The sequence below is a fragment of the Tindallia californiensis genome, assembly GCF_900107405.1.
In the GTDB taxonomy this organism is placed as follows: Bacteria; Bacillota; Clostridia; order Peptostreptococcales; family Tindalliaceae; genus Tindallia; species Tindallia californiensis.
In genome coordinates this window covers 1-25,443 of sequence record NZ_FNPV01000011.1, presented here as the reverse complement: position 1 = coordinate 25,443, position 25,443 = coordinate 1, and the positions used below count along the sequence as shown (strand labels likewise).

The following is a 25,443-nucleotide window of genomic DNA, read 5'->3' as shown; positions in this document are numbered from 1 at the left end:
GCCGGGCAACCGGCAAAATGCATCGGGTGAATTCACGGAAACACCTACAAGGTCAACCGTGAGCCAAGCCAGGGATAGCCTTCAACATTCCCTGGAAGGTGCAACGACCAGGTGGTGAGTAGGCTAACAATAAACCACCCACGAGCGCCCGGCATCCTACCGGGATGATGAGATGGTCTGAACTTGCAGGCAACTGCAAGAACTGCAGGATAAAGAGCCTGCGGGATAACACATTGAATATTGGCATAGCAGGATCACTCGCAATGAAACAGCATACCGTCAACAATGTATCAGTATTAAAGGGGCTGGATATTGGGCTAAGGCCTCATCAAAAAGCCCTTACTTCTCTGCCGTCCATAACCGGAAACGAGTGTACACAGTTAGGAGTGAAGGCCTTCGGTAAACAAGTGTTATTATATCATTGTATTGCATGCCATGGGCTTGTATAATATGATTGTAATCAACTCATTAACGACAATCCTTGGCAGTACGTCTCCCCACCATAAGGAATGAGCCGAACCTAAGGATTTCTTTATATTCTTTCATGGAGGTGTGCCTTATCGAAAGAACAGTTTATTTTTATAAGACTATCTATGAGATCCAACCAATGATTCTTAAATCAAGAGGAAGCTTTGGGAAAATACTCTTGGAATCTTTAAAAATTGAAAAAACATATGAAATCAACTCACGCGTCGTTATCGAAATTTTGAGTATTTCTGAACAAGAAGTGTTTGGAAACATTGGAAAATTGGGAGAGATTAGCAAAAGTAATTTAAGACGGTTTAGAAATAGGGAAAATCGAAACGAAAAAATTCGTCCTGAAGTGTTTCAGCAACTGTTAGAAGATTTTACATACTTTTATATAAACCACGATATTGGCAAAACCAGCATTCTTTCTAATAGTAGCGCACCAAAACTAGCATCGCACTTCAGGAGTCTTTTGATTGATGAACACTGCGAAATCAATGAGTTCAAATTAGTACCAATAAAGATAGATGATATCTCTGCGACATTGCGTAACTTCAAAAAACTATTTTCTGTCTCATACACTTATGCATTCTCAGGATACAACGATACACCACCAAAGCTTAAGGATATTTTCAGCTTTTCTCAAGGCGATCTAGAAAAAGTATCAGTGCACCTTGATATAGTTAAGGATTCCGCCAGCAGGGAATTACTTTTACAACTTGCTGACAACCCTGAGCTTGAATCAGAATTCAGTAATCTATTGTTAAAAGGAACATTAGAGGATAATCCGATAACACAGACAGTTGATCTAATTGAAAAAAGTTTAACAAAAAGAATAGCTATCGAACTTACCGACGATATGTACGAAAATGAAAATTTAATAAAAAAAGCTCTCAAGGATGAATTATTTCGAATTGCTTACCATGATAGAAATTCTATATAGGTAAATTGCTGATACAATAGCGCAGATTAGCCCACTTAAGAATGTGAATAAAAGCAGGTTTTTGTTCGGAATAAAAATGCCTATTAACAAAGTTGCAAAAAGAAACATTTCGCCAGTAAAAATACACCTAAAGATGATTTTTATGTAGCCAGACTTCTTAAGGTGCTGCACAAAATTTTTTTCATCAGGAAATGACAACATAATACTATGTACCGAGAAAAGAAAACCTGCTAAAACTCCAGAGACGTTAACGATATTAGAAATGTTATGGCTTGAAAGCTCAAACCTACCAGAAAGTAAGACAACTATGATTAAACAAGTTACCGGAATCAACACAAGAACATGACGCCTTCCAAAGTTATCAATATCTACTATAATATTATCAATACGCCGTGATAGTCTCATTGCACACCTCATTGTTCATTAAATATTTTGCGCACCTAATTAAATACTACTATTCCTCCCTTAGCATGTCAAAACAATCTTGTGTTATATTCGACCCATTGAAACTCTCTGTCATATTGGAAAAGACTTTAAAAATTCGTCTCGAGTTCGACAACAAAAAAACTATCATTCCTGCATAGAGCTTTCCCATTTACCAAACTGCGAGCCACGAGGAGATTCGCATCTCCCACTAGTAACTAAAATTTACCATGATTTGCACATTTTATCAATACAAACTCCGCTAATGATAAACATCTGGAATGTTTGTTTTCCAGACCACCGATGAATTTTTTGCTCTGGCCGCCGATAAAGAGCATCTGGATCAAAAAAATATGATGATAGCATTAACTTGATAAGTCTAACTAGAAAAAGACTACAGCAGTTTGTAAATCACAGACCAAAATATCTAACTTTCGAAAGGATGTTTAAAATGAGTGCTTTATTAGAACTTGTCCCAACTGTTCTCATGTTTTTTGTATTAGCTGTTGTCGCTACTTCAAATATTTGGAATAACAGCCTGTCATTCTGGTCCCTCTATAGACCCCACACTAGAGGCTTGTCACCGTTAATAATTTTTCTAACTCCATCCTTGCTTGCGTTTTGTATTATTTATAAATTCAATTACTCTGATATCCTTTTAAAACCATTTTATTTTTCATTTCTTACAATTCTGTTAGCTTTTCTCTTCGCAATTCTCAATGTAGTAACTATTACGCACAAAACAATGAAACGTTTTTTCTATTTTTCACTAAAAATGTCGGACAAGATAAAAATTTCTATTGTATGTTTGTCTGTTATTTGTTTAATTTCTCTTTCTTTCTTTACTACTTTACTAAATCTACAATTTATACAAGAGGTTTTATCAACCTCCAACGAGGACCAAAATAATTTATATTTCCATTTTGCATTATTCTATGCAGTGGTTACTACGTTACTAGTTTTGTATGTAATAGGTGCTGTTTTAGGAATCATAAAAATCATGAGCCTTCCTTTATGCCAAATAAAATGCACTTCGGCTCAAGATTCTTTTCCGCATTTATTTAAGAGAAATCTGATCGAAGCTTATGCTTTTGAAGTAGAAAAAGATTTCACTTTATTATTGCCAAAATCACTTGAACAGCCAATTCTAGTTCCAACAAATTCTATACAGCTCTTATTTTACAAAGAATAAAACTAGTGAACCTGATTAGTATTCATTAAACTCAGATGATGAGAGAAAAAAAATATGTTGCAATTTAGTTGAAGCTTGTAATTTTTATGATGAGCATTAGTTAATCTTTATAAAAAATTCTTAAATCATAATTTCAAAGCTTCCAACAGATTATGGTGTGTATTATCACGCGGTGCTCAATTGCTGCCTCGGCAGCTTTTTCTTTCACATTATTATCGAACATACATTTGCATATCGGGGTTTTACTTTGAGTATTGTTTTGTCGGTCGCTTATTTAGATCACGCAAATGATTACACATTTTCATCACTGACCAAGAAAGGAGAAACAAAATGAGATTGCCAAATGGATATGGAACAGTTTACAAATTAAGCGGAAATAGAAGACGGCCATGGATCGCCAGAAAAACAACAGGATGGACTGATGAAGGCGAACAGGTATGTCAGACCATCGGATATTATAAAACACGTCAGGAAGCACTTACAGCCCTTTCTGATTATAATAAAAACCCGTACTCCGTAGAAGCTTCCACTGTGACCTTTGAAGAATTATTCGAAAGGCTTAAAAACGAAAAATTTGATAAGATTTCGAGGAGTAATCAACTGGGGTATACTGCAGCATTTAAAAAGTCAGAAAAGCTGCATCAGATGAGATTTGTTGATGTTAAACACGCACATCTTCAGTCTGTTATTGATAATTGTGACAAGGGCTGGGGCACAAAGAAAAAAATTAAGGTTTTGTTTAACCAAATGTATGCTTATGCCCTTAAAAACGATATTGATGTCAGAGATTATTCAAAATTCGTTGATTTAGGAAGAAAGGATATCGGCAAAAAGAGAGAAGTATTTACAGGGAAAGAAATTAATTTACTGTGGGATCATGTTGAACGGATGGATTATATTGATGCGATACTTATTATGATTTATACTGGTATGCGACCTGGAGAGCTGATTACAATAAAAAATCAAGACATTAACCTGGAAGAACGATATCTTCGTGGTGGAATTAAAAATGAAAACAGCATGGACAGGGTGATTCCTCTAAACGAAAAAATTGTTCCCTTAATAGAGAAAAGAATGTCCTCTGAAAATGAATTCTTTATTGCCAACCACAAGGGAGAGCAGATGCGTTATTGGAATTTTTACGAGGAAAAATGGAAGAGAGTCATGGAGCAGCTGCAACTGAGTCATCGCCCTCATGATTGCCGGCACACCTTTGCCAGTCTGATGGATTCTGCCGGTGCAAACAAGGTTTGTATCAAAAGAATCATGGGCCATGCCAGTAAAGATATTACTGATAAGGTTTACACACATAAAGATATTCGAGAACTGATTATTGAAATTAATAAGATTTAGATTTGTTAGTTACATGTTAGTTGTATGTTAGTTGTTACGGTTTTTTTGTGGGTTTTCACAGCTTTTCATAAAATAAGAAGCCCCCAATTTCAACAATTTGAGGGCTTCCAGTGTTTTTTTTATTATCTTTTCGAGAATTGTGGAGCTCTACGAGCTTTTTTAAGACCGTATTTTTTCCGCTCAACCATACGAGCATCTCTTGTAAGATATCCTGCTTTTTTTAGTGTGTCTTTCAATTCGCCATCAGCTTTCACAAGCGCACGGGCAATTCCGTGTCTTAGTGCACCGGATTGGCCTGTAAAACCGCCACCATGCACTCTAGCCAATACATCGTACTTATTAAGTGTGTTTGTTTTTTCAAGCGGGCTTCTAACTTGCTCTCTTAACGTTTCGTAATTTAGATATTCATTGATATCTTTATCATTAATAATAATTCTACCATCGCCAGGTACTAATCGAACTCGTGCAACAGATGTCTTTCGTCGTCCGGTTCCCCAATAGACTACATTACTCATCTTTCGAAAACTCCTTTCTGAAAAAAGTCTCTACACTTCCAAGGCTTCAGGTTGCTGAGCCTGATGTGCATGCTCACTGCCGGCATAAACTTTAAGCTTTTTATACATTTGACGACCTAATCGGTTCTTAGGAAGCATCCCCTTCACAGAATGCTCTATCACTCGTTCAGGATGCTTGTCAAGTACGTTTCTCAATGATACTTTTCTTTGACCACCTGGGTAGCCTGTGTGTCGAACGTGGAATTTCTGATCCAGTTTTTTACCGGTCAATGTTACCTTTTCAGCGTTTATTACGATAACGTAATCGCCTGTATCAATGTGACTAGTATACTCTGGTTTGTGCTTTCCCATCAAAACCATGGCAATTTGTGTTGAAAGACGACCAAGAGTTTTGCCTTCAGCATCTACGACATACCATTTACGCTCAACCTCTTTTGGCTTAGCCATATATGATTTCATTTTATTACCTCCTTATTGCAAGAACAATTGCGATTCTATCCTCTAAATGATTCTTGTCCTATATAATTTCATAAAGGTATCTTTGACCCGGGGCGGGATCAGCAAGACACACTCTAACATATTATCTTATTGTTCCAAATGTGTCAATACTATTTTATCAACAATGCATATTTTTTTTATCGTAATACACTTCATTGAGAAACAAACCTTCCGGTGGTGCTGTCCATTTATTTTGGCAATGTTGCTGTGAGAAAAGCCTGGCTTCCAGCTCTTCTTTTGATGACTTATAAACCCCGATTTTTATTATTGCTGCTACTAGCATGCGTACCATCTTATATAAAAAACCGTCACCTTCAAAAATAACAGATATCTCTTTTCCTTCTGCATTACTAAGTATTTCAGCACGTGTAATGGTGCGCACTGTCTCTTTCACATCGCTTCCGCTTGCCATAAACTGAGAAAAATCATGAGTGCCTACCACAGATTGTAATGCGTCTTTCATCCGTTCAATATCTAGAGTTGACGGAAAATACCATACATAGTTATGCTTAATAGCGCTTCGACAGAAGTGGTTGTAAATCTTATACTCGTACTGTTTGCCAATAGCGCTAAACCTCGCATGAAAATCCTTTGGCACTTCAATTGTTTTGGTTACAACAATGTCTTTTGGTAATTTACTGTTTAAGGCGGCTGAAAACTTTTCTGTAGGTATGCTGCAACTAATATGAAAATTTGCAGTCTGTCCTAAAGCATGGACTTTTGCATCTGTTCTGCCAGCTCCATTTATGGTCACATTCTGCCCCGTCAAAGTATTAAGGGCATTGTTGATCTCTGATTGAATACTATTGCCATTTTTCTGGATTTGCCATCCGCAATAATTAGTGCCATCGTACTCGATTGTCATTTTTAGATTTCTCACCTTGCGAACACCTCAACTATCCCATATAACGCAATAAAAGCATTAATATAAAATATCCTCCTATTACCATTAGCGCTAACGCATCTCGTTTTTTCCAACTTAGAGCTTTTAGACGAGTACGATTTTCTCCACCCCGATAACATCTAGCTTCCATCGCCATCGCTAAATCATCCGCTCGCCGAAAAGAACTAATAAACAGAGGTACTAATAAAGGCACCAAACTTTTTGCCCGGTTCATCAAATTGCCGCTTTCAAAATCTGCACCTCGAGCTATTTGAGCTTTCATGATCTTGTCTGTTTCTTCCAAGAGAGTTGGTATAAACCGCAACGCAATCGTCATCATCATAGCTAATTCATGAGCGGGAACACCTATCCTCCTCAGTGGATTTAATAGATGCTCAATTCCATCTGTCAAGGTAATTGGCGAAGTGGTTAAGGTTAACAAAGAGGTTCCAACGATAAGGAAAATTAACCGCATAGCCATAAAAACCCCTTGGTTAAGCCCTTCTCTTGTGATGGTTAGTGGTCCTATTCCTAAGATAGCTTCTCCTCTTGTCATAAAAAGATTAATAAAAAAAGTCACAAAAATAAGTACCATCAATGGCCTTAATCCCTTTAGAACATAGTTGAAAGGGATTTGTGATGTTAAAATAACGGTTCCAAGAAGCAAAATAACCGCTATATAGGCTGAAAATGATTGTATTAGAAATAACCCTGCCATAAAAGCAAAGGTTCCCATTATTTTCGTTCTTGGATCTAATTGATGTATAACAGATCCTGTTGGGTAATGTTGTCCTATCGTAATGTCTTTAAGCATGATCTTTTCTCCTCAACCATTTCAAAATAGCCATTTTTGCATCCTCTACCGTAAACAGTTCTTCTGGTAGCTGATGTCCTTCTTGGTTCAATCTTTTCATCAGCATTGAAATCTGTGGCACTCCTAGGCTCATCTTTTCTAGTTTCTCTGATTGAGCAAAGATATCTCCCGGTTTCCCAATAAGAGCAATCTCTCCTTGATCCATTACGATAATTCTTTCCACTAAGCGTCCAACATCCTCCATGCTATGAGAAACAAGAATAACTGTTTGTTGATACTCTTGGTGAAGTAACTGTATTTGATCCAGAATTTCGTCTCTCCCTCTGGGATCTAAACTAGCTGTAGGTTCATCTAATATTAGTATTTCTGGTTTCATGGCTAAAACCCCTGCAACAGCCACTCTTCTTCGCTGTCCACCACTTAAATCAAAGGGAGATCTGTCTTTCAAATCTTCAAAGGATAGATTGACTAACGCCATCGCTTCCTTCACTCGATCATTTATTTCTTCACTTGCTAATCCAAGATTTATCGGTCCAAAGGCAATGTCTTTATAAACACTTTCTTCAAACAGTTGATGTTCGGGATACTGAAATACTAATCCTACTTTTTTTCTAATATCTTTCATTTTCACCCCAGAAGCTGTAATATCCTGGTCATCAATCCAAATACTTCCAGAAGTAGGTCTTAAAAGCCCATTTAAGTGTTGTACTAACGTAGATTTCCCAGACCCCGTGTGGCCTATCAGACCAACAAACTCACCTTTTTTGATTTCAAGGTTAATATTTGACAGAGCGTTAGCTTGGAATGGACTTCCCGGGTTATAGATATGATTTACGTTTTCAATTTTAATCGACATAATGTCTCCACCATCTCTTCAACAGTCAATATATTTTTATCCACATCGATCCCTGATTTAGACAGTTCATGGGCTAATTCAGTCATTTGCGGAACATCTAGGCCTAACATTTTCAGCTTGTCGACCTGTGCAAATATTTCTTTAGGTACTCCTTCCATCACTCGTTTTCCTTCTTCCATGACAATAATTCTTCCGGCATCAACAGCTTCTTCCATAAAGTGAGTGATGTGAATAATCGTAATTCCTTCTTCTCGATTAAGTTTTTTCATTGTGTTAATAACTTCTTTCCGACCAGATGGATCTAACATAGCTGTAGGCTCGTCAAAAATAATACAATTTGGCTTCATCGCAATAACCCCGGCAATGGCTATGCGTTGTTTTTGCCCACCTGAAAGTAAATGAGGAGCTTTTGCAGCAAAATCCATCATATCTACAGCCTTTAAGGATTCATCAACTCTTTTTCTAATACCTGGCGGATCAACTCCCAGGTTTTCAGGGCCAAAGGCAACGTCTTCCTCAACAATTGTCGCAACAATTTGGTTGTCCGGATTTTGAAATACCATCCCCGCTGTTTGCCTTATTTTCCACAGCTGACTTTCGTCCTGTGTATCCATGGCTTTAATCATTACTGTTCCTTGATCTGGCAACAAAAGAGCATTCATTTGTTTTGCCAGAGTTGATTTTCCCGAGCCATTATGCCCTATGATGACAACATGCTCCCCTTCAGAAATGGATAAATTGATATGATCTAAGGCTAGCAACTGCGTGTCCTGCCCTTTATAAAAAAATGTTACACCTTCTACATTCATCATAAGCTCTTTTTCCATAAATTAATACCCCTTAAGGTTTCAATGTTACTAATCCTAAAATAAAAAATAGGGACTAAGCATTTCAACTTAATCCCGAGATTGGCTATTAAACCATTTCAATCATTACCATTTCAGTTCCGTCACCTTTTCTATTGCCAAGCTTCAGGATGCGGGTGTAACCACCGTTTCTTTCCTGGTATTTGGGTGCTATATCATCGAAAAGTGATTTTACAACAGTTTCTTCTGTTATATAGGCTAATGCTTTTCTACGAGCATGAAGATCCCCTTTTTTTCCAAGAGTAATCATTTTTTCTGCTAATCTTCTTGTTTCTTTCGCTCTTGTAATGCTAGTTTGTATCTTGCCATGCTTAAGCAAACTTGTAACCAGGTTTCTTAGCATTAAGTCCCGGTGTCCACTATTTCTTCCAAGTTTTCTATATGTTGCCATCGGATTTCCCTCCTTTGCTAATGATAGCTATCTATCATAAGGCTGGTTATACTTCTTCTTTATCTCTTAATGACAATCCAAGCGCTATCAGTTTTTTCTGTACTTCTTCCAGCGATTTTTTCCCTAGATTACGAACTTTCATCATTTCTTCTTCGTTCTTTTCAGCTAATTCCTCTACTGTATTAATCCCGGCACGCTTTAAACAGTTGTATGAACGAACAGATAAATCAAGTTCTTCAATGGTCATTTCAAGGACTTTTTCTTTTTCATCGTCCTCTTTTTGTACCATTATTTCCACATCATTTACATGATCCGTCAAATTAATAAAAAGATTAAGATGTTCTGTCATCACTTTAGCCGAAAGCGAAAGCGATTCTTCTGGTGTTATGCTAGCATTAGTGTGCACTTCAATCACCAGCTTATCATAATCCGTCATCTGTCCCACACGAGTATTACTTACCGTGTAGCTTACTTTTTTTACCGGGGTAAATATAGAGTCCACCGGTATAACACCAATCGGCATTCCCGGAGTTTTGTTGTTTTCTGCCGTTACATAACCCCTGCCTTGCGATACATTCATCTCCATATTTAAACGCGCACCTTCTGCAAGAGTAGCAATATGCATCTCAGGGTTTAGAATTTCCACATCTGCATCAGCAATGATATCGCCAGCATTAATGGCGCCTTCCCCCTCTGCTTCAATACGAAGAGTTTTTTCTTCATTTCCATGGACTTTGATCGATAGGTCTTTGATATTCAGAATAATTTCTGTAACATCTTCTTTAACACCTTCTACATTGTCATACTCATGAAGAATTCCTTCAATATGAACAGAGGTGACAGCCGCACCAGGAAGTGAAGATAACATAATTCTTCTCATGGAATTACCCAAAGTAGTACCATATCCTCTTTCCAGTGGCTCAATGACAAACTTGCCATATTTCTGATTTTCATCCAATTCCAGCATTTCTATTTTCGGTTTTTCCATTTCGATCATTCGAATAAGACCCTCCTTTGGATTCCCCGGGTTTCCTTATTACCGTTGAGGGCAATCATGTCCTGTATTTCAATTATTTGGAGTAAAGCTCCACAATAAGGTTTTCTGAAATAGGCAGGTCAATATCTTCTCGACTTGGCATAGAAACCACTTTTCCGCGAAGGTTTTCAACGTCTACTGATAACCATTCCGGAGCGTTTCCTTTTGCTTCTTCAATCTGTGCCTTGAATTTAGGAAGGCCTTTGGATCTTTCTGAAACAATAATTTCATCACCGACTTTTACAAGGTAAGACGGAATATCAACTTTTCTTCCATTAACCATAAAATGGCCATGGACTACTAATTGTCTCGCCTGAGCTCTTGAAGCTGCAAGGCCCATACGGTATACTACATTATCTAACCTTGATTCAAGAATTCTTAGCAAATTTTCACCAGTAATTCCTTTTTGATGATCGGCCATTTCAAAGTAGTTCCGGAATTGAGTTTCCAACACTCCGTAAAATCTTTTTGCTTTTTGTTTTTCTCTAAGTTGAATTCCATAGTTTGATAGTTTTTTACGACTGGTACCATGCTGGCCCGGAGCCATATTACGTTTATTGATCGCACATTTATCTGTATAGCATCGATCGCCTTTTAAGTATAATTTCATACCTTCTCTGCGGCATAATCTGCATACCGCTGCTGTATATCTTGCCATTTAATGAATACACCTCCTTGATTATAATCTATACACGTCTTCTTTTAGGTGGACGGCAACCATTATGTGGAATTGGAGTTTCGTCCTTAATCATACTTACTTCCAGTCCAGCTGCCTGTAAGGATCGAATTGCCGCTTCTCTTCCTGATCCTGGCCCACGAACAAATACTTCTACCGTTTTCAATCCATGCTCCATAGCTGTTTTTGCAGCCGCTTCAGCTGCCATTTGTGCTGCATAAGGAGTTGACTTTCTGGAACCTTTAAATCCAAGCTGACCAGAGCTAGCCCAGGCTAAAGTGTTACCACTAGTATCTGTAAGCGTAATAATCGAGTTATTAAAAGTGGACTGGATATGCGCCTGACCACGTTCTATATTCTTCTTTTCTTTTCTTCTTCTTGAAGTCTTTTTTCTAACTGCTTTCGCCATTCAATCTTCCCTCCTTACACCCTATTTTTTCTTGCGTCCAACGGTTCTTTTCGGACCTTTACATGTTCTTGCATTGGTTTTTGTTTTTTGACCATGTAGCGGAAGTCCTTTAATATGTCTAATTCCTCGATAGCAACGAATTTCTTTCAGTCTTTTAATATTCAGTGAAACTTCTCTTCGAAGATCACCTTCAACTGTATAGTCAGCATCAATTTTCTTTCTCAAAGAGTTGATTTCTTCTTCTGTCAGATCTTTTATTCTTGTGTCAGGATTGATACCAGTATTTGTCAAAATTTCATTTGACTTTGTTCTTCCTATACCAAAAATATAGGTTAGTCCCACTTCAACACGTTTATCTCTGGGTAAATCCACACCAGCAATTCTTGCCATTAAACAATACACCTCCTGCTTTCTTTAATCATAGTAAAATTCACATCGATTTCAAAGGACCTAGCGTCCAGTTTCTATTTACAGGGAATCAGGATTACTGATTCAGCCGCACCCTGAAAATCCTTATTATCCTTGCTTTTGCTTGTGTTTTGTGTTTTGGCAGATGACCATCACTTTACCGCTTCTTCGGATCACCTGACATTTTTCGCACATTGGTTTTACGGAAGCTCGTACTTTCAAAACAACCCCTCCTTAATTCATTACATACACGTGGCAGGATCTTATTTTTTACGCCAGGTGATTCGTCCACGCTTTAGGTCGTAGGGAGACAGTTCCACTGTCACTTGGTCTCCCGGTAAAATTCTGATAAAGTGCATTCTCAGTTTGCCAGAAATATGAGCCAAAATCTCATGTCCATTTTCTAACTGTACAACAAACATTGCATTTGGTAAGGCTTCTTTAACAGTACCTTCCACTTCAATAACATCTTTTTTTGACATGCAACCATTCACCCTCCTTACTCTATCTCATTGCCGATTAACTTTTCTATTTCTTTTCTCACTAAAGCATTAGTTAACTTACTGTCAGACTCGACTCTGCATTTAATTTCTTCCGAGATATGGTTGCTGACCTTAAAATGTTTCACCTTTTTTTTCTTAGGCTTATCAAGTCTTCTAAGTTTTCCATCAACAAGCAATACGTAATCGGGATCTAAAACATCAATAATGACGAAATACCGTCCATGATCACGACCTTTTTTAGACTGTACTACTTGCCCCACTCTTACTTGCTGCTGTTTCACAGTTTCACCTCTTATCAACAACCTGTTAAAATTTCCGGCAAATTTTCTGTTACGGCCACGGTATGCTCATAATGAGCTGACAGTGAACCGTCATCGGTTACAACCGTCCATCCATCAGGCAAGACATGTACGTTGTAACTACCGGCATTGATCATCGGTTCTATCGCCAACACCATGCCTTTTCTTAACCTGGGTCCTTTTCCAGGTAAGCCAAAGTTCGGTATCTGAGGTTCTTCATGCATAGCCGTTCCAATCCCATGTCCTACATAATTTCTAACGACTGAAAAACCGTAACTTTCAGCATAGGTTTGTATTGCATGGGAGATATCTGACAATCGACAACCTTCTCGTACATACTTTAGTCCTTCATAGAAACTTTGCCGTGTTACGTCAATGAGGTTTTGAGCATCGGAGCTTATGTTGCCAACAGGGTAGGTTTTAGCTGCATCAGAAAAGTAGCCTTCCAACTGAGCACCAGTATCTATGCTTATAATATCACCGTCTGTCAGTTTAACATTTCCAGGTATTCCATGGACTACTTGATGATTAATGGAGCTACAAATAGATGCCGGAAAGCCGCCATACCCCTTAAATGCTGGCTCAGCCCCACTATTCCTGATATGATCCTCAGCTATTTCATCCAGTTCCCTGGTAGTGATCCCCGGTCTCACATGTTGTTTCATTAATTCGTGGACTTCACCCACAATGACTCCTGCTCGTCTCATTCGGATTAATTCTTGTTCAGAACGTGTAAAAATCATTTAGAAATTTCCTTTACTGCCATCATGATGCTATGGGTAACGATCTCTATAGCTTTCTCACCATCAATTGTCATTAGCAAGTTTTTCAATTCATAGTATTCAATCAATGGCTCTGTCTCATCAAAATACACTTTAATTCGTTTTTCAGCAGTCTCTCTTTTGTCGTCGTCTCTTTGAGCAACTTCACCACCGCACGCATCACAGACACCAGCGACCTTCACTGGTTGAAATTCAATATGATACGTTGCTCCACAGCTTTTGCACACACGCCGGCCAACGGCCCTTTCAATTAGAACATCTTTTTCAACATGTATATTCAGAACTAAGTCTAAATTCAAACCGTGACTATCCAGATAGTTGTCCAACGCCTCAGCTTGAACAACTGTCCTTGGAAAGCCATCTAGCAAAAATCCATCCTTGCAATCCTCTTGGTTCAAACGATCTTTTATAATCTCAACAACTAGTTCATCTGGTACTAAGAGCCCTTCATCCAAGTAGTTTTTTGCTTTTACTCCAAGGGGCGTTCCTTCTTTAATGTTTTTTCTAAAAATATCACCTGTTGAGATTTGAGGAATTCCAAGGTCTTTCACCATTTTTTTTGCTTGTGTCCCTTTTCCTGCATTTGGCGGTCCTAGCAAAATTATTCTCATCGTATCATCTCCTGTCCAAGGTCCTGTCATACCATTTTGGTTTCCATTATGATTAGAGATGCTTTTTACTTAAGGAATCCTTGATAGTGCCTCATCATCATTTGTGATTCAATTTGTTTTACTGTTTCCAAGGCTACCCCTACAACGATTAGTAATGCTGTTCCTCCAAAAGCAACAGGCATACCTGTCAGATTCAAAACAATCATTGGCATCATCGCAATAAAGGCTAAGAATACAGCACCTGCTAAGGTGATTCTATTGAGTACTTTACCTAAATAGTCTGACGTTGGTTTTCCAGGTCTTATCCCCGGTATAAAACCACCATTTTTCTTCATATTAGAAGCAATTTCAACAGGGTTAAAAGTCACAGCTGTATAAAAATACGTAAAGAATATAATTAGTGTCGCTGTCAATATCGCATATACGTAAACACCAGGACTCCCTGCAGGCGAAAGCCATCTTTCAACAAATCTGGCAAACCCGCTAGTTTCTCCGACAAAGAAGGCTATTGTTTGAGGAAATGCCAAAATCGACATTGCAAATATTACTGGTATAACTCCTGCTTGGTTCACCTTTAACGGAATATGCGTGCTTTGCCCCCCATACATTTTTCTGCCTACCACTCTTTTTGCATATTGCACTGGTATTCTTCGCTGACCTTCCTGAATAGCAACAACACCAGCTACAATCAATAGAGCAATAACAGCAAATATGACAAGAGAAATAATATGAATTTCTCCTTGGCTAGTCAGCATGAAGGTTCTATATAAGCCATCTGGTATCCCGGAAACAATTCCTGCAAAAATAAGGAGAGAGATCCCATTACCAATACCATGCTCAGTTATTTGTTCACCCAGCCACATCAAGAAAGCTGTACCAGCTGTTAATGTTAAAACAACAACAATAATACTAAATGTATCTCTTTGAATTAAAGCTCCTCTAAACAAGCCCACACTGATGCCAGTAGCTTGTATGAAAGCTAAAATCACTGTTCCATATCGGATATATTGTGCAATTTTTTTTCGCCCTTCTTCGCCTTCCTTCGATAATTCTTCCAAAGCTGGAATAGCAATCGTCAAAAGTTGCATAATAATGGACGCTGTGATATAAGGCGTAATACTAAGTGCAAAAATCGTCATATTCCCAAAAGCGCCACCAGAGAACATGTCAAACATGGATAAGAGACCTGCGTTTTCAACAATGTTCCTAACATAGTCAATGTTAACTCCCGGTACCGGAATAACGGCCCCGAGTCGGAAAATCATTAACATCAGCATTGTAAATGTCATTTTCTTTCGCAGGTCTGGGATTTTCCAGGCATTTCTCAGGGTTTCAAGCAATTAAATCACCTCTGCCTTTCCGCCGGCACTTTCTATTTTATCTGCTGCAGATTTTGTAAACTTTGTAGCTTTGACAGTTAATTTTTTAGTAAGTTCTCCATCGCCTAAAATTTTCAACCCATTTTTTTCAATCTTTTTAATGAGTCCTTTTTCTTTTAACAACTCTGCCGTTATTTCTGTGTTATCATCAAAAACATTCAAATCATCAATGTTGATCAAGTTATACTGCTTTTTGAAGATATTAGTAAACCCTCGTTTGGGAATGCGACGAGCTAGAGGCATTTGTCCACCTTCAAAACCAGGTCTAACACCACCGCCGCTTCTTGAACGTTGTCCGTCCCCACCACGACCGGCGCTTTTGCCCAAGCCAGATCCTGTACCTCTTCCTTTGCGTTTAGGCTTTGTTACAGCGCCCGCTGCTGGTTTCAGTTCATGCAGTTTCATGTTCCCACCTCCTGTTATTAAGCTTCTTCTACTTCTACCATGTGTTTTACAGTTTCAACCATACCCATGATAGAAGGATTGTTTTCTTTTTCTACTACCTGTCCGATTTTTTTCAATCCCAGGGCCTCTGCCGTTTTACGCTGCTTGGGAAGTCTTCCGATCAGGCTTTTAGTCAACTTGATTTTTATTGTTGCCATAACAGTTCACTCCTAACCCAAAATTTCTTCCACGGATTTTCCCCGCAGGCGAGCAACTTCATCCGCTCTTTTTAGTTCTTTCAATCCCGCCATTGTTGCATTGACCATGTTTCTTGAGTTGTTAGAACCTAGCGATTTAGCTCTTACATCTTTAAGTCCAGCCAGTTCCAAAACAGAACGTACTGGTCCACCCGCAATGATACCAGTACCTTCAACAGCCGGCATAATTAGTACTTTACCAGCTCCGAAATGTCCTCGCACTTCATGAGGTATCGTAGTTCCTTTTGTTGGAACTTGAATCATATTCTTTTTAGCATCATCTATTCCTTTTCGAATTGCATCTGGAATCTCCATTGCTTTTCCAGATCCTATTCCTACATGTCCATTTTCGTCTCCAACAACGACAATAGCTGCAAATCGAAAGTTGCGTCCACCTTTTACTACCTTGGTGACACGTCGTATATCAACAACCTGCTCTTTGATGTCAAGTTGTGAAGCGTCGATTCGGTCCTTCTGCATTAATTACCCTCCTTCTTTAATAATACCAGTCTCCCTAAAACTTCAATCCGGCTTCTCTGGCACTATCTGCCAATGATTTAACACGTCCATGGTAAATGTACCCACCACGATCGAAAGTTACTTCTGTTATTCCCTGTTCCACAGCTCTCTGTGCAACAATTTTACCAACAAGAGCTGACGCTTCTTTTGATGCACAGGATTTAACCTGATCTTTCACTTCTTTTTCTAAGGATGAAGCAGCAACCAGTGTTTTTCCGTTAATGTCATCAATAACTTGTGCATAAATATTGTTTAAGCTTCTATAAACATTTAATCTTGGTCGCTGTGGCGTACCACTCACTTTATTACGTAGTCTTTTGTGTCGTTTTAATCTCAGACTATTTTTGCTGGGCTTTTTGAGCAACTTTTGACACCCCTTTCATTACACTATTTACCTGTTTTTCCTTCTTTACGTCTTATATATTCGCCGGCATAGCGAACACCTTTTCCTTTATATGGTTCAGGCTTGCGATACGCTCTTATTTTCGCTGCATAATTACCTACTCGTTGCTTATCAATACCCTTAACCACTACTTCTGTTTGCGTTGGTGCTTCTATTGTAATTCCTTCCGGTGCTGTAAGTTCGATGGTGTGGGAATATCCAAGACTGAGAACAATTTGATTCCCCTGCTTAACAGCTCTATATCCTACCCCGACAATTTCCAGTTTCTTTTCATAACCTTTCGTTACGCCGTGTACCATATTGGCGATTAGCGAACGAGTTAGTCCATGTAAAGATTTATGCTTTTTATTGTCAGAAGGTCTTTTGATAAGAATTTCATCTTCTTCTCGAGAAATAATCATATCTTTATTGATTTGTTCACTAAGCGTTCCTAGTGGACCTTTCACCGTTACATAATTATTATCATCAACTGTCACATTTACTTCTTGCGGCAGTTGAATAGCTTTTTTACCGATTCTAGACATGGTTCCACCTCCTTGTATCTAACATTTCTTACCAAACGTAAGCGATTACTTCTCCACCTACACCAGCTTCTCGTGCCTGCTTATCTGTTGCCAGTCCTTTTGAAGTGGAGATAATAGCTACTCCTAAACCACCAAGAACTCTTGGCACATCATCTTTATTAGCATATACACGTAATCCTGGTTTAGAGATTCTTTTAATCCCTGAAATAACCTTTTCTTCGTTCTTTCCATATTTTAACTGAATCCGAATCAGTCCCTGTTTCCCGTCTTCGATAGCATCATAACTCTTAATGAAGCCTTCTTCCAACAGTAATCGCGCAATTTCTTTCTTTATGTTTGATGCAGGAACATCAACCGATTCATGCTTTACAGCACTCGCATTTCTGATACGTGTCAGCATATCTGCCAATGGATCAGTCATTGTCATGGCGTTTCCCTCCTTCCGAATCTACCAGCTGGCTTTTCTAACCCCTGGTATTTGTCCTTTATATGCCAGTTCTCTAAAACAAATTCGACAAATGCCAAACTTTCTTAAATATGCATGAGGTCTTCCACAACGCTTGCATCGACTATACGCCTGTGTGGAAAACTTAGGCTTTCGCTGTTGCTTTACTATCAGTGATTTTTTTGCCACTGGCCTGCGCCTCCTTTACTTCTTACTTTTCAAACGGCATTCCCATCAATTTCAATAATTCGCGAGACTCTTCATCCGTCTTCGCTGTTGTTACAAATATTATATCCATCCCTCTTACTTTTTCAACTTTATCATATTCGATTTCCGGGAAGATTAACTGTTCTTTAATCCCTAAAGAATAATTCCCTCGACCATCAAAGGCTTTTGCACTAACCCCACGAAAATCCCTAACACGTGGAAGAGCAACGTTTAGCAGTCGGTCAGCAAATTCGTACATTTTTTTTCCTCTTAAGGTTACTTTTGCTCCAACCGGCATTCCTTCACGCACCTTAAAGTTAGAAACAGATTTTTTTGCTCTTGTAATCACAGGTTTTTGACCAACAATCATTGTCAACTCGCCAACTGCTGCTTCTAAGGATTTAGCATTATCTTTCGCATCGCCGATACCCATGTTAACGATAATCTTTTCTAGTTTAGGCACTTCCATTACAGATTTATAATTAAATGTTTCCATCATCGATTTCGTCACGTCATTTAGATATGTTTCTTTCAATCTTGCCATTACCGGTGGCACCTCCTTTCAGCGGATTATTAGTCAATGACTTCTCCGGTTTTTCTACTTACACGTACTTTTTCTTTTGTATCCAGTACTTTATATCCGATCTTTGTCCCCTGACCAGTTTTTTTGTCGTAGTACATTACATTCGATACATGAACAGGCGCTTCTTGATTAACAATACCACCCTGTTGAACTTTTTGTGTAGGTTTTTTATGTTTTTTAACCATATTGATTCCTTCGACAATTACGCGATCTTTTTTTGGAAATACTTCCAAAATTTTTCCGGTTTTACCTTTATCTTTACCGGAAACTAAGATCACCGTGTCTCCTTTTTTGACCTTCATGCAGCACACCTCCTCGTTATAATACTTCCGGTGCCAGGGAAACTATTTTCATGAATTCTTTTTCTCTTAGTTCTCGAGCAACAGGTCCGAAGATTCGAGTACCCATTGGTTGTTTATCCTCTTTTATAATAACGGCTGCATTTTCATCAAAGCGAATATGTGTTCCGTCTTTACGTCGAGAATCGGATTTTGTTCTTACTACAACCGCTCGTACTACTTGACCTTTTTTAACAACCCCACCGGGTGTTGCGCTTTTTACGGAACAAACGATGACATCACCGATCTTTGCATATCTTCTTCTGGTACCGCCAAGAACACGAATGCATTGTAATTCTTTCGCACCAGAATTGTCCGCTGCTTTCAACCTAGACTCTTGCTGAATCATTGCGGCCCCTCCTTTCAGAATTTACTCTTATTTAGCTTTTTCTATGATTTCAACCAGTCTCCAGCGTTTGTCCTTTGACAAAGGTCTGGTTTCCATGATTCTAACTCGATCGCCAATCTGGCACTGGTTTTCTTCATCATGGGCTTTGTATTTCTTTACACGTTTCATTGATTTTCCATACAATGGATGCAATTCGATATTATTCACCGAAACAACAACACTCTTATCCATTTTATTACTCGTTACATATCCAACCCGGGTTTTTCTTTTATTTCTTTCCAAGATAAGGGCCTCCTTTCCTTGATGGATGCACAGATATCGTTTAACTGATTAACCTTGATCTAATTCACGTTGTCTTAAAATAGTTTTTACACGAGCGATGTCTTTCTTCACGTGGCGGATCCTTAAGGGGTTATCCAGCTGACCTGTGGCTAACTGAAAGCGCAGGTTGAACAACTCACTTTTTGCATCAACCATCTTCTGGTTCAATTCTGCACTTGACATATCACGTAATACTTTAGCTTTCATCAGCTTCACCACCTATTCCTTCAAGTTCTCTTCTTGAAACAATTTTACATTTCACCGGCAGTTTATGCATCGCAAGTCTCATTGCTTCTCTTGCTCTTTCTTCTGATACTCCGGCAATCTCAAACATAATTCTTCCCGGTTTTACTACCGCTACCCAAAATTCTGGCGAACCTTTTCCGGCACCCATTCTGGTTTCTGCAGGTTTTTTTGTTACTGGTTTATGTGGGAAGATTTTGATCCAGACTTTACCACCTCTTTTGATGGATCGAGTCATGGCAATACGGGCTGCTTCAATTTGGTTCGAGGTGATCCAGGCAGCTTCTGTAGACATTAATCCGTAATCACCATATGAAATAGTATTTCCTTTATTAGCACGACCACTCATTTTTCCTCTGAAAACGCGACGTCGTTTTACTCGTTTGGGCATTAACATGCACGATTCCTCCTTCCTGTACCATGATGCTCAGGCATTTAGCTGTATTATTGCATCTTTAATTGGATTTGTTTTTTTGATTTTCTAGAGGTTTTTCATCAGCCACTTTCGCTGTAGATAATACTTCCCCTTTATAAATCCAAACTTTTACCCCTAGTTTGCCGTAAGTAGTATTTGCTTCATGAAATCCATAATCAATATCTGCTCTAAGTGTGTGAAGAGGAACATTACCTTCGTTGTACCCTTCAGTCCTTGACATTTCAGCTCCGCCTAAACGCCCAGACGTAGATACTTTAACCCCTTTCGCTCCAGCACGAAAAGCTCTTTGCATTGCTTGTTTCATGGCTCTTCTGAAAGCAACTCGTCTCTCCAGGGAGAATGCGATGTTTTCAGCTACTAATTGAGCATCAACTTCTGGTCTTTTTACTTCAACAACATTTATTAATGCGGTTTTCCCTGTCATTTTTTCCACATTTTTTCGCAATTCGTCTACGCCTTGTCCGCCTTTACCAATAACCATTCCAGGCTTCGCTGTATGAATGTTTAGCTTTATACGGTTATTCGCTGCTCTTTCTATCTCTATTTTAGAAATTCCGGAAGTAAACAATTTTTTCTTTACATGTTCCCGGACTTTACAGTCTTCCATCAGAATATCACCAAAGTCTTTTTTGTTAGCATACCATTTTGTATCCCAGTCTTTGATAATTCCGACTCTCAACCCATGGGGGTTAACTTTCTGACCCATCTTATCCCTCCTTATCTGGTTTTTCGCGCAATACAATACCAATATGACTCGTTCTTTTTAGAATCTGTGTCGCCCTTCCCTGAGCTCTGGGCCGAAACCTTTTCATTGTTGGTCCTTGATTCGCATATATTTCCGAAATATAAAGATCGTCCTTATCCATGCTATGATTATTCTCTGCGTTAGCAATAGCTGAGCGCAGTAGTTTCTCAATAACCGGTGAAGCGCCCTTTGGAGTAAACTTTAAAATCGCCAGTGCTTCATTGACTTGTTTGCCTCTCACCAAGTCCGCTACAAGTTTAGCTTTTCTTGGTGCTATACGTATATGTCTGGCTATCGCTCTAGCTTCCATAGCCGCAACCTCCTTCCACATGCCTAAATGTTATTATTTTCTCTTTGTTGTTTTTTCCGAGTCATCATGACCTCTATAGGTTCTGGTCAGTGCAAATTCCCCAAGTTTATGTCCAACCATATCTTCCGTAACATAAACGGGTACATGTTTGCGTCCATCATGAACCGCTATGGTATGCCCTATCATTTGCGGAAAAATGGTAGATGCTCTGGACCAGGTTTTAATTACCTTTTTACTTCCCTGCTCATTCATTTCTTCTATTTGTTTAAGCAATTTCCCATGTACAAAAGGTCCTTTTTTTGCTGATCTAGCCAATGAGCTTCCTCCTTTCAATACCAACTCTTTCTATTATACCAGTCTGGTATCTTATCGCTTTTTCGGTCTGCTGACAATCATTTTGTCTGACTGTTTGTTTTTCTTTCTGGTTTTGTATCCCAGTGTTGGTTTACCCCAAGGAGTTGATGGACCTGGACGGCCAATCGGTGCTTTTCCTTCTCCACCACCATGAGGATGGTCTACTGGATTCATAACTGATCCACGTACTGTTGGACGTATTCCCATATGTCTTTTTCTTCCTGCTTTACCAATAGTAATGTTTTCGTGATCAATATTACCAACCTGTCCAATAGTTGCACGACATTCATTCAAGATGTAGCGAATTTCTCCAGAAGGAATTCTCAGTAGTGCATACTTGCCTTCTTTCGCCATTAATTGAGCTGAGTTCCCTGCAGAACGTGCAATTTGACCGCCTTTTCCTGGTTTCATTTCTATATTGTGTACAATCGTTCCTACTGGAATGCTTTTTAGTGGTTTTGCGTTACCAATCTGAATATCGACTGCTTCCCCCGACTCCACTTTGTCACCCACTTTTAGTTTGTTAGGTGCAAGAATGTATCGTTTTTCTCCATCTACATAATGCAACAACGCTATGTTAGCACTTCTGTTGGGATCATATTCTATGGTAGCTACTTTTGCCGGTATTCCATCCTTGTTTCGTTTGAAATCAATAATTCTATATTTATGCATTGCACCGCCACCACGATGCCTTACTGTAATCTTTCCTTGACTGTTACGACCACCCGTTCTGTTGTTTTTAGCCAACAGCGACTTTTCCGGTTCCACTTTTGACAATTCTTCAAACGTGGAAACTGTCATATGTCTCCTGGCTGGGGAAGTCGGTTTGTACTTTTTAATCGGCATGTCTATCCCTCCTCCATAAAGCCGTTAATTATACTCCTTCAAAAAACTCAATTTCATTACTGTCTTCCGTTAGCATTACAATCGCTTTTTTCCACGAAGGTCTTTTACCAACATGTCGACCCATTCTCTTGGTTTTACCTCGCATGTTCATCGTATTGACTTTGCGAACTTTTACAGAAAATATTTTTTCAACGGCATTTTTAATTTCAGTCTTATTTGCATCTTTCTTAACAACAAAAACGTATTTTTTCTCACCCATGTCACTCATGCTTTGTTCAGTCACGAGAGGTCTGGTGATCACGCTATATGGATCAAACATTATGCGTACACCTCCTCCACTTTTTCAACGGCACTTTTCGTTATCACAAATTTATCGTATTTCAAAATGTCATAAACGTTCAGCGTATTTACTAAAGTTGTTTCTACACCCGGTATATTCCTGGCCGAACGAATAATTATATCGTCTTTTTGATCAAGAACAATCAACGCTTTTTCGCCTGCATTTAAGTTTTTTAAGATGTTATGCATTTCTTTTGTCTTAATTTCTTGCAATGTTAGATTGTCTACCACAATTAGCTCTTCTTCATTAACTTTTGCTGTTAAAGCAGATTTCATTGCTAATCTTCTTAGTTTTTTTGGTAATTTGTATCGATAATCTCTAGGCTTAGGAGCAAAGGTAATTCCTCCGCCAACCCATATGGGTGAATTTGTCGAACCATGTCTAGCACGTCCGGTTCCCTTTTGTCTCCATGGTTTTTTTCCTCCACCCCTTACTTCTGACCTTAGTTTAGCAGATTGGGTGCCTTGTCTTTTATTAGCAAGTTGATTTTTCACAACAGCATGGAGCGCATGCTGATTCACTTTTACTCCAAACACAGACTCTAACAGCTCTAGCTCACTAACTTTTTCTCCTGAAAGATTATACACTGGTACTTTAGGCATTCCGGTTCCTCCTTCCTACTTTATTTTTCTTCTGTTTTCCTTGCTTCGCGAAGCATCACAAGCCCTTTTTTAGGTCCTGGCACAGCACCTTTTACTAGGATTGCATTTTTCCCCTCATCCACCCGAATCACTTCAAGGTTTTGCACAGTCACTCTTGCAGCACCCATTTGTCCAGGCAGTTTCTTTCCTTTGAATACACGACTCGGAGAAGCGGACGCTCCCATTGATCCAGGCAATCTCTGAAAGTGGGACCCATGAGTCATAGGACCTGTGCTTTGGTTGTGTCTTTTAACAACACCCTGAAAGCCCTTACCTTTTGATTTTCCAGTAATATCAACTTTGTCACCAGCTTCAAAAGTGCTTGCGTTAATTTCCTGTCCAATCTCAAAGCCACTTACATCTTTGACGCGAAGCTCTTTCATATACTTTTTCAAGCTTACCCCAGCCTTCTGGTAATGACCTTTCAAAGGCTTGATAACACGATGTTCTTTCGCATTTTCCGTAGCTATCTGAATCGCATTGTACCCGTCTTTTTCTTTTGTCTTGATTTGTGTTATTACATTCGTCTCGAAAGTAATAACCGTTACAGGTGTCACATTCCCTAAGTCGTCAAACACCTGTGTCATACCTGCTTTTCTCCCTATAATACCTTTCATCTCTGACACCTCCTGATAATCTTACAGCGGATTGCGTAGCAATCATCCTAAGAATGATCCGTGTGTTTATCTATCAAACTCGCTGCTTTTAGTTGACTTATAGCTTGATTTCGATATCGACGCCAGCCGGTAAATCCAATTTCATTAATGAATCAACCGTTTTAGGCGTTGGGCTCAAAATATCGATCAATCGTTTATGCGTACGCATTTCAAATTGTTCTCTGGAATCTTTGTGTTTATGAACAGATCTCAATATCGTCACTACCTGCTTTTCAGTCGGCAGCGGAATTGGACCTGAAACATTAGCACCACTTCTTTTCGCTGTTTCAACAATCTTAACAGCTGACTGGTCTAGCACCGTATGATCGTACGCTTTTAACCTAATTCTGATCTTTTGTTTGTTTTTCGCCATTACTTAACCTCCTCCATTCGCACTTTTGTGCGACGGAACCATGAACACTGCTCCGGGTGTGTTGTGTTTTTTTTAATCCGAAACGCATTATGGCCTGTCGCCCGATTCTTTGATCCGACTTGCTCAGCAGAAATTCCCTGATCGCTCAGCTACCTTCCACTTCATCGCATAATTAAGGACACTTAGTTATTTTATAATATTTTTCTTAGGAACGCAAGCTTTTTCAATGTTTATTTTTATTTTTTCTTCTATTATTGCCACCATGACTTTCGAAGGTTCTATATTTCTATAAGGAATTTTCAAGAAATCATTAGGTTCAATATCTTTCACATCGAAAAAGGCAGAAGCTTTTCTCTTCTGCCTTTTTAGTAAGTTACCTTAGATGTCTGATTGCTGAGATTTACTCGTGAATATCAGCAACAACGCCAGCCCCTACGGTTCGGCCACCTTCTCGGATCGCAAACCTTAGTCCTTCTTCTACGGCTATTGGTGAGATTAGTTCAATGTCCATGGTTATATTGTCGCCTGGCATTACCATCTCTACTCCTTCTGGTAGCTTGATGCTTCCTGTTACGTCTGTTGTTCTAAAGTAGAATTGTGGGCGGTATCCGTCGAAAAACGGCGTGTGTCGGCCACCTTCTTCTTTTTTCAATACGTATACTTCGGCTTTGAATTTTGTGTGTGGATTGATGCTTCCTGTCTTAGCTAGTACTTGTCCTCTTTCGATTTCATCTCGTTGGATTCCTCGTAGCAATAGTCCAATGTTGTCTCCTGCTTGTGCAAAGTCTAACAGTTTTCTAAACATTTCTACTCCGGTTACTACTAGCTTGCGTGGTTCTTCTGACAAGCCTACTAATTGTACTT

Annotated in this window: 43 protein-coding genes; 4 read left to right on the top strand and 39 right to left on the bottom strand. The window is 39.0% G+C overall.

Translation table 11 applies throughout. The features are described 5' to 3' along the window. The first annotated feature begins 263 nt into the window (after positions 1-263). The 4 genes from BLV55_RS14500 (at position 264) to BLV55_RS13385 (ending at position 4,379) form a co-directional block, all read left to right on the top strand. On the top strand, positions 264-449 hold the full coding sequence (locus tag BLV55_RS14500; RefSeq protein ID WP_143033222.1) for a hypothetical protein: 186 nt from the start codon (positions 264-266) through the stop codon (positions 447-449). 158 nt (positions 450-607) lie between these two features. Beyond that, a complete protein-coding gene (locus BLV55_RS13395) occupies positions 608-1,411 on the top strand; it encodes a hypothetical protein (RefSeq protein ID WP_143033221.1) in 804 nt (267 codons plus the stop codon). A gap of 874 nt (positions 1,412-2,285) precedes the next feature. Beyond that, entirely contained in the window at positions 2,286-3,026 is a 741-nt protein-coding gene (locus tag BLV55_RS13390) for a hypothetical protein (RefSeq protein WP_093315309.1), read from the top strand. Positions 3,027-3,356: 330 nt separating this feature from the next. Next, complete coding sequence (locus BLV55_RS13385) at positions 3,357-4,379, top strand: tyrosine-type recombinase/integrase (RefSeq protein WP_093315307.1); 1,023 nt, start codon at positions 3,357-3,359, stop codon at positions 4,377-4,379. A 122-nt stretch (positions 4,380-4,501) separates the two neighbouring features. Here the strand turns inward: BLV55_RS13385 and rpsI are convergent, their stop codons facing one another. From rpsI to BLV55_RS13190, 39 genes are all read right to left on the bottom strand, one after another. After that, entirely contained in the window at positions 4,502-4,894 is a 393-nt protein-coding gene (rpsI, locus tag BLV55_RS13380) for a 30S ribosomal protein S9 (RefSeq protein WP_093315305.1), read from the bottom strand. Positions 4,895-4,924: 30 nt separating this feature from the next. Then, complete coding sequence (rplM, locus tag BLV55_RS13375; RefSeq protein WP_093315303.1) at positions 4,925-5,353, bottom strand: 50S ribosomal protein L13; 429 nt, start codon at positions 5,351-5,353, stop codon at positions 4,925-4,927. A 157-nt stretch (positions 5,354-5,510) separates the two neighbouring features. Then, a complete protein-coding gene (gene truA / locus BLV55_RS13370) occupies positions 5,511-6,272 on the bottom strand; it encodes a tRNA pseudouridine(38-40) synthase TruA (RefSeq protein WP_207646086.1) in 762 nt (253 codons plus the stop codon). A gap of 16 nt (positions 6,273-6,288) precedes the next feature. Next, a complete protein-coding gene (locus tag BLV55_RS13365) occupies positions 6,289-7,089 on the bottom strand; it encodes an energy-coupling factor transporter transmembrane component T family protein (protein ID WP_093315301.1) in 801 nt (266 codons plus the stop codon). Continuing rightward, entirely contained in the window at positions 7,082-7,945 is an 864-nt protein-coding gene (locus BLV55_RS13360) for an energy-coupling factor transporter ATPase (protein ID WP_093315299.1), read from the bottom strand. The genes BLV55_RS13365 and BLV55_RS13360 overlap by 8 nt, the downstream gene beginning before the upstream one ends. Next, entirely contained in the window at positions 7,921-8,772 is an 852-nt protein-coding gene (locus tag BLV55_RS13355) for an energy-coupling factor transporter ATPase (RefSeq protein ID WP_093315297.1), read from the bottom strand. The genes BLV55_RS13360 and BLV55_RS13355 overlap by 25 nt, the downstream gene beginning before the upstream one ends. An 88-nt stretch (positions 8,773-8,860) precedes the next feature. Beyond that, complete coding sequence (rplQ, locus tag BLV55_RS13350) at positions 8,861-9,202, bottom strand: 50S ribosomal protein L17 (RefSeq protein ID WP_093315296.1); 342 nt, start codon at positions 9,200-9,202, stop codon at positions 8,861-8,863. Between the two features lie 46 nt (positions 9,203-9,248). Beyond that, a complete protein-coding gene (locus tag BLV55_RS13345) occupies positions 9,249-10,199 on the bottom strand; it encodes a DNA-directed RNA polymerase subunit alpha (protein WP_093315294.1) in 951 nt (316 codons plus the stop codon). Positions 10,200-10,272: 73 nt separating this feature from the next. Further along, positions 10,273-10,896, bottom strand: coding sequence for a 30S ribosomal protein S4 (rpsD, locus tag BLV55_RS13340; RefSeq protein WP_093315292.1), 624 nt, complete (start codon positions 10,894-10,896; stop codon positions 10,273-10,275). A gap of 28 nt (positions 10,897-10,924) precedes the next feature. Beyond that, positions 10,925-11,323 (bottom strand): 30S ribosomal protein S11, encoded by a 399-nt coding sequence (gene rpsK, locus BLV55_RS13335; RefSeq protein WP_093315290.1) that lies wholly within the window; start codon positions 11,321-11,323, stop codon positions 10,925-10,927. A gap of 21 nt (positions 11,324-11,344) precedes the next feature. Beyond that, the gene (gene rpsM / locus BLV55_RS13330; RefSeq protein WP_093315288.1) at positions 11,345-11,713 is read right to left on the bottom strand and encodes a 30S ribosomal protein S13; all 369 of its coding nucleotides are present in this window, start codon (positions 11,711-11,713) and stop codon (positions 11,345-11,347) included. 126 nt (positions 11,714-11,839) lie between these two features. Then, on the bottom strand, positions 11,840-11,953 hold the full coding sequence (rpmJ, locus tag BLV55_RS13325; RefSeq protein WP_093315286.1) for a 50S ribosomal protein L36: 114 nt from the start codon (positions 11,951-11,953) through the stop codon (positions 11,840-11,842). Positions 11,954-11,994: 41 nt separating this feature from the next. After that, the gene (gene infA, locus BLV55_RS13320; protein WP_093315284.1) at positions 11,995-12,213 is read right to left on the bottom strand and encodes a translation initiation factor IF-1; all 219 of its coding nucleotides are present in this window, start codon (positions 12,211-12,213) and stop codon (positions 11,995-11,997) included. A 17-nt stretch (positions 12,214-12,230) separates the two neighbouring features. After that, positions 12,231-12,515, bottom strand: a complete 285-nt coding sequence (locus tag BLV55_RS13315) for a KOW domain-containing RNA-binding protein (RefSeq protein WP_093315283.1) — start codon at positions 12,513-12,515, stop codon at positions 12,231-12,233. 14 nt (positions 12,516-12,529) lie between these two features. Then, positions 12,530-13,276 carry a type I methionyl aminopeptidase gene (gene map, locus BLV55_RS13310; protein WP_093315281.1) on the bottom strand — a complete coding sequence of 249 codons (747 nt, stop codon included), beginning with the start codon at positions 13,274-13,276 and terminating at the stop codon, positions 12,530-12,532. Continuing rightward, the gene (locus BLV55_RS13305) at positions 13,273-13,926 is read right to left on the bottom strand and encodes an adenylate kinase (RefSeq protein WP_093315279.1); all 654 of its coding nucleotides are present in this window, start codon (positions 13,924-13,926) and stop codon (positions 13,273-13,275) included. Before BLV55_RS13305 ends, map begins: the two co-directional genes overlap by 4 nt. Before the next feature lie 65 nt (positions 13,927-13,991). Continuing rightward, positions 13,992-15,266, bottom strand: a complete 1,275-nt coding sequence (gene secY / locus BLV55_RS13300; protein ID WP_093315278.1) for a preprotein translocase subunit SecY — start codon at positions 15,264-15,266, stop codon at positions 13,992-13,994. After that, entirely contained in the window at positions 15,267-15,710 is a 444-nt protein-coding gene (gene rplO / locus BLV55_RS13295) for a 50S ribosomal protein L15 (protein ID WP_093315276.1), read from the bottom strand. A gap of 17 nt (positions 15,711-15,727) precedes the next feature. Further along, complete coding sequence (rpmD, locus tag BLV55_RS13290) at positions 15,728-15,907, bottom strand: 50S ribosomal protein L30 (protein WP_093315274.1); 180 nt, start codon at positions 15,905-15,907, stop codon at positions 15,728-15,730. Positions 15,908-15,919: 12 nt separating this feature from the next. After that, positions 15,920-16,426 carry a 30S ribosomal protein S5 gene (gene rpsE, locus BLV55_RS13285; RefSeq protein WP_093315272.1) on the bottom strand — a complete coding sequence of 169 codons (507 nt, stop codon included), beginning with the start codon at positions 16,424-16,426 and terminating at the stop codon, positions 15,920-15,922. Positions 16,427-16,460: 34 nt separating this feature from the next. After that, positions 16,461-16,829 carry a 50S ribosomal protein L18 gene (rplR, locus tag BLV55_RS13280; RefSeq protein WP_093315271.1) on the bottom strand — a complete coding sequence of 123 codons (369 nt, stop codon included), beginning with the start codon at positions 16,827-16,829 and terminating at the stop codon, positions 16,461-16,463. Between the two features lie 23 nt (positions 16,830-16,852). Beyond that, the gene (rplF, locus tag BLV55_RS13275; RefSeq protein WP_093315269.1) at positions 16,853-17,392 is read right to left on the bottom strand and encodes a 50S ribosomal protein L6; all 540 of its coding nucleotides are present in this window, start codon (positions 17,390-17,392) and stop codon (positions 16,853-16,855) included. Between the two features lie 28 nt (positions 17,393-17,420). Then, positions 17,421-17,819, bottom strand: coding sequence for a 30S ribosomal protein S8 (gene rpsH / locus BLV55_RS13270; protein WP_093315268.1), 399 nt, complete (start codon positions 17,817-17,819; stop codon positions 17,421-17,423). A 21-nt stretch (positions 17,820-17,840) separates the two neighbouring features. Beyond that, positions 17,841-18,026, bottom strand: coding sequence for a type Z 30S ribosomal protein S14 (locus BLV55_RS13265; RefSeq protein WP_093315266.1), 186 nt, complete (start codon positions 18,024-18,026; stop codon positions 17,841-17,843). A 22-nt stretch (positions 18,027-18,048) separates the two neighbouring features. Next, entirely contained in the window at positions 18,049-18,588 is a 540-nt protein-coding gene (gene rplE, locus BLV55_RS13260; RefSeq protein ID WP_093315264.1) for a 50S ribosomal protein L5, read from the bottom strand. Between the two features lie 29 nt (positions 18,589-18,617). Then, positions 18,618-18,929 (bottom strand): 50S ribosomal protein L24, encoded by a 312-nt coding sequence (rplX, locus tag BLV55_RS13255; RefSeq protein WP_093315262.1) that lies wholly within the window; start codon positions 18,927-18,929, stop codon positions 18,618-18,620. 16 nt (positions 18,930-18,945) lie between these two features. Further along, positions 18,946-19,314 (bottom strand): 50S ribosomal protein L14, encoded by a 369-nt coding sequence (gene rplN, locus BLV55_RS13250; RefSeq protein WP_093315260.1) that lies wholly within the window; start codon positions 19,312-19,314, stop codon positions 18,946-18,948. Between the two features lie 27 nt (positions 19,315-19,341). After that, positions 19,342-19,596, bottom strand: coding sequence for a 30S ribosomal protein S17 (rpsQ, locus tag BLV55_RS13245; protein WP_093315258.1), 255 nt, complete (start codon positions 19,594-19,596; stop codon positions 19,342-19,344). A 48-nt stretch (positions 19,597-19,644) separates the two neighbouring features. Continuing rightward, positions 19,645-19,842, bottom strand: a complete 198-nt coding sequence (gene rpmC, locus BLV55_RS13240; protein ID WP_093315256.1) for a 50S ribosomal protein L29 — start codon at positions 19,840-19,842, stop codon at positions 19,645-19,647. After that, on the bottom strand, positions 19,832-20,275 hold the full coding sequence (rplP, locus tag BLV55_RS13235; RefSeq protein ID WP_093315254.1) for a 50S ribosomal protein L16: 444 nt from the start codon (positions 20,273-20,275) through the stop codon (positions 19,832-19,834). Before rplP ends, rpmC begins: the two co-directional genes overlap by 11 nt. Positions 20,276-20,333: 58 nt before the next feature. Next, positions 20,334-21,020: a 30S ribosomal protein S3 gene (gene rpsC, locus BLV55_RS13230; RefSeq protein WP_093315253.1), complete on the bottom strand. Its 687-nt coding sequence runs from the start codon at positions 21,018-21,020 to the stop codon at positions 20,334-20,336. A gap of 1 nt (position 21,021) precedes the next feature. After that, positions 21,022-21,369: a 50S ribosomal protein L22 gene (gene rplV / locus BLV55_RS13225; protein WP_176968418.1), complete on the bottom strand. Its 348-nt coding sequence runs from the start codon at positions 21,367-21,369 to the stop codon at positions 21,022-21,024. 33 nt (positions 21,370-21,402) lie between these two features. Next, the gene (gene rpsS, locus BLV55_RS13220; protein ID WP_093315249.1) at positions 21,403-21,684 is read right to left on the bottom strand and encodes a 30S ribosomal protein S19; all 282 of its coding nucleotides are present in this window, start codon (positions 21,682-21,684) and stop codon (positions 21,403-21,405) included. Between the two features lie 51 nt (positions 21,685-21,735). Next, a complete protein-coding gene (gene rplB / locus BLV55_RS13215) occupies positions 21,736-22,569 on the bottom strand; it encodes a 50S ribosomal protein L2 (protein WP_093315247.1) in 834 nt (277 codons plus the stop codon). Between the two features lie 28 nt (positions 22,570-22,597). After that, positions 22,598-22,888 (bottom strand): 50S ribosomal protein L23, encoded by a 291-nt coding sequence (rplW, locus tag BLV55_RS13210; protein ID WP_093315245.1) that lies wholly within the window; start codon positions 22,886-22,888, stop codon positions 22,598-22,600. After that, positions 22,888-23,511 carry a 50S ribosomal protein L4 gene (rplD, locus tag BLV55_RS13205; protein ID WP_093315243.1) on the bottom strand — a complete coding sequence of 208 codons (624 nt, stop codon included), beginning with the start codon at positions 23,509-23,511 and terminating at the stop codon, positions 22,888-22,890. The genes rplW and rplD overlap by 1 nt, the downstream gene beginning before the upstream one ends. 20 nt (positions 23,512-23,531) lie before the next feature. Beyond that, entirely contained in the window at positions 23,532-24,167 is a 636-nt protein-coding gene (rplC, locus tag BLV55_RS13200; protein WP_093315241.1) for a 50S ribosomal protein L3, read from the bottom strand. Positions 24,168-24,264: 97 nt separating this feature from the next. Further along, positions 24,265-24,579 (bottom strand): 30S ribosomal protein S10, encoded by a 315-nt coding sequence (gene rpsJ / locus BLV55_RS13195; protein WP_093315239.1) that lies wholly within the window; start codon positions 24,577-24,579, stop codon positions 24,265-24,267. 400 nt (positions 24,580-24,979) lie between these two features. Beyond that, positions 24,980-25,443 (bottom strand): EF-Tu C-terminal domain-related protein (locus tag BLV55_RS13190; protein ID WP_242870132.1); only part of this gene is annotated, 464 nt, incomplete at its 5' end.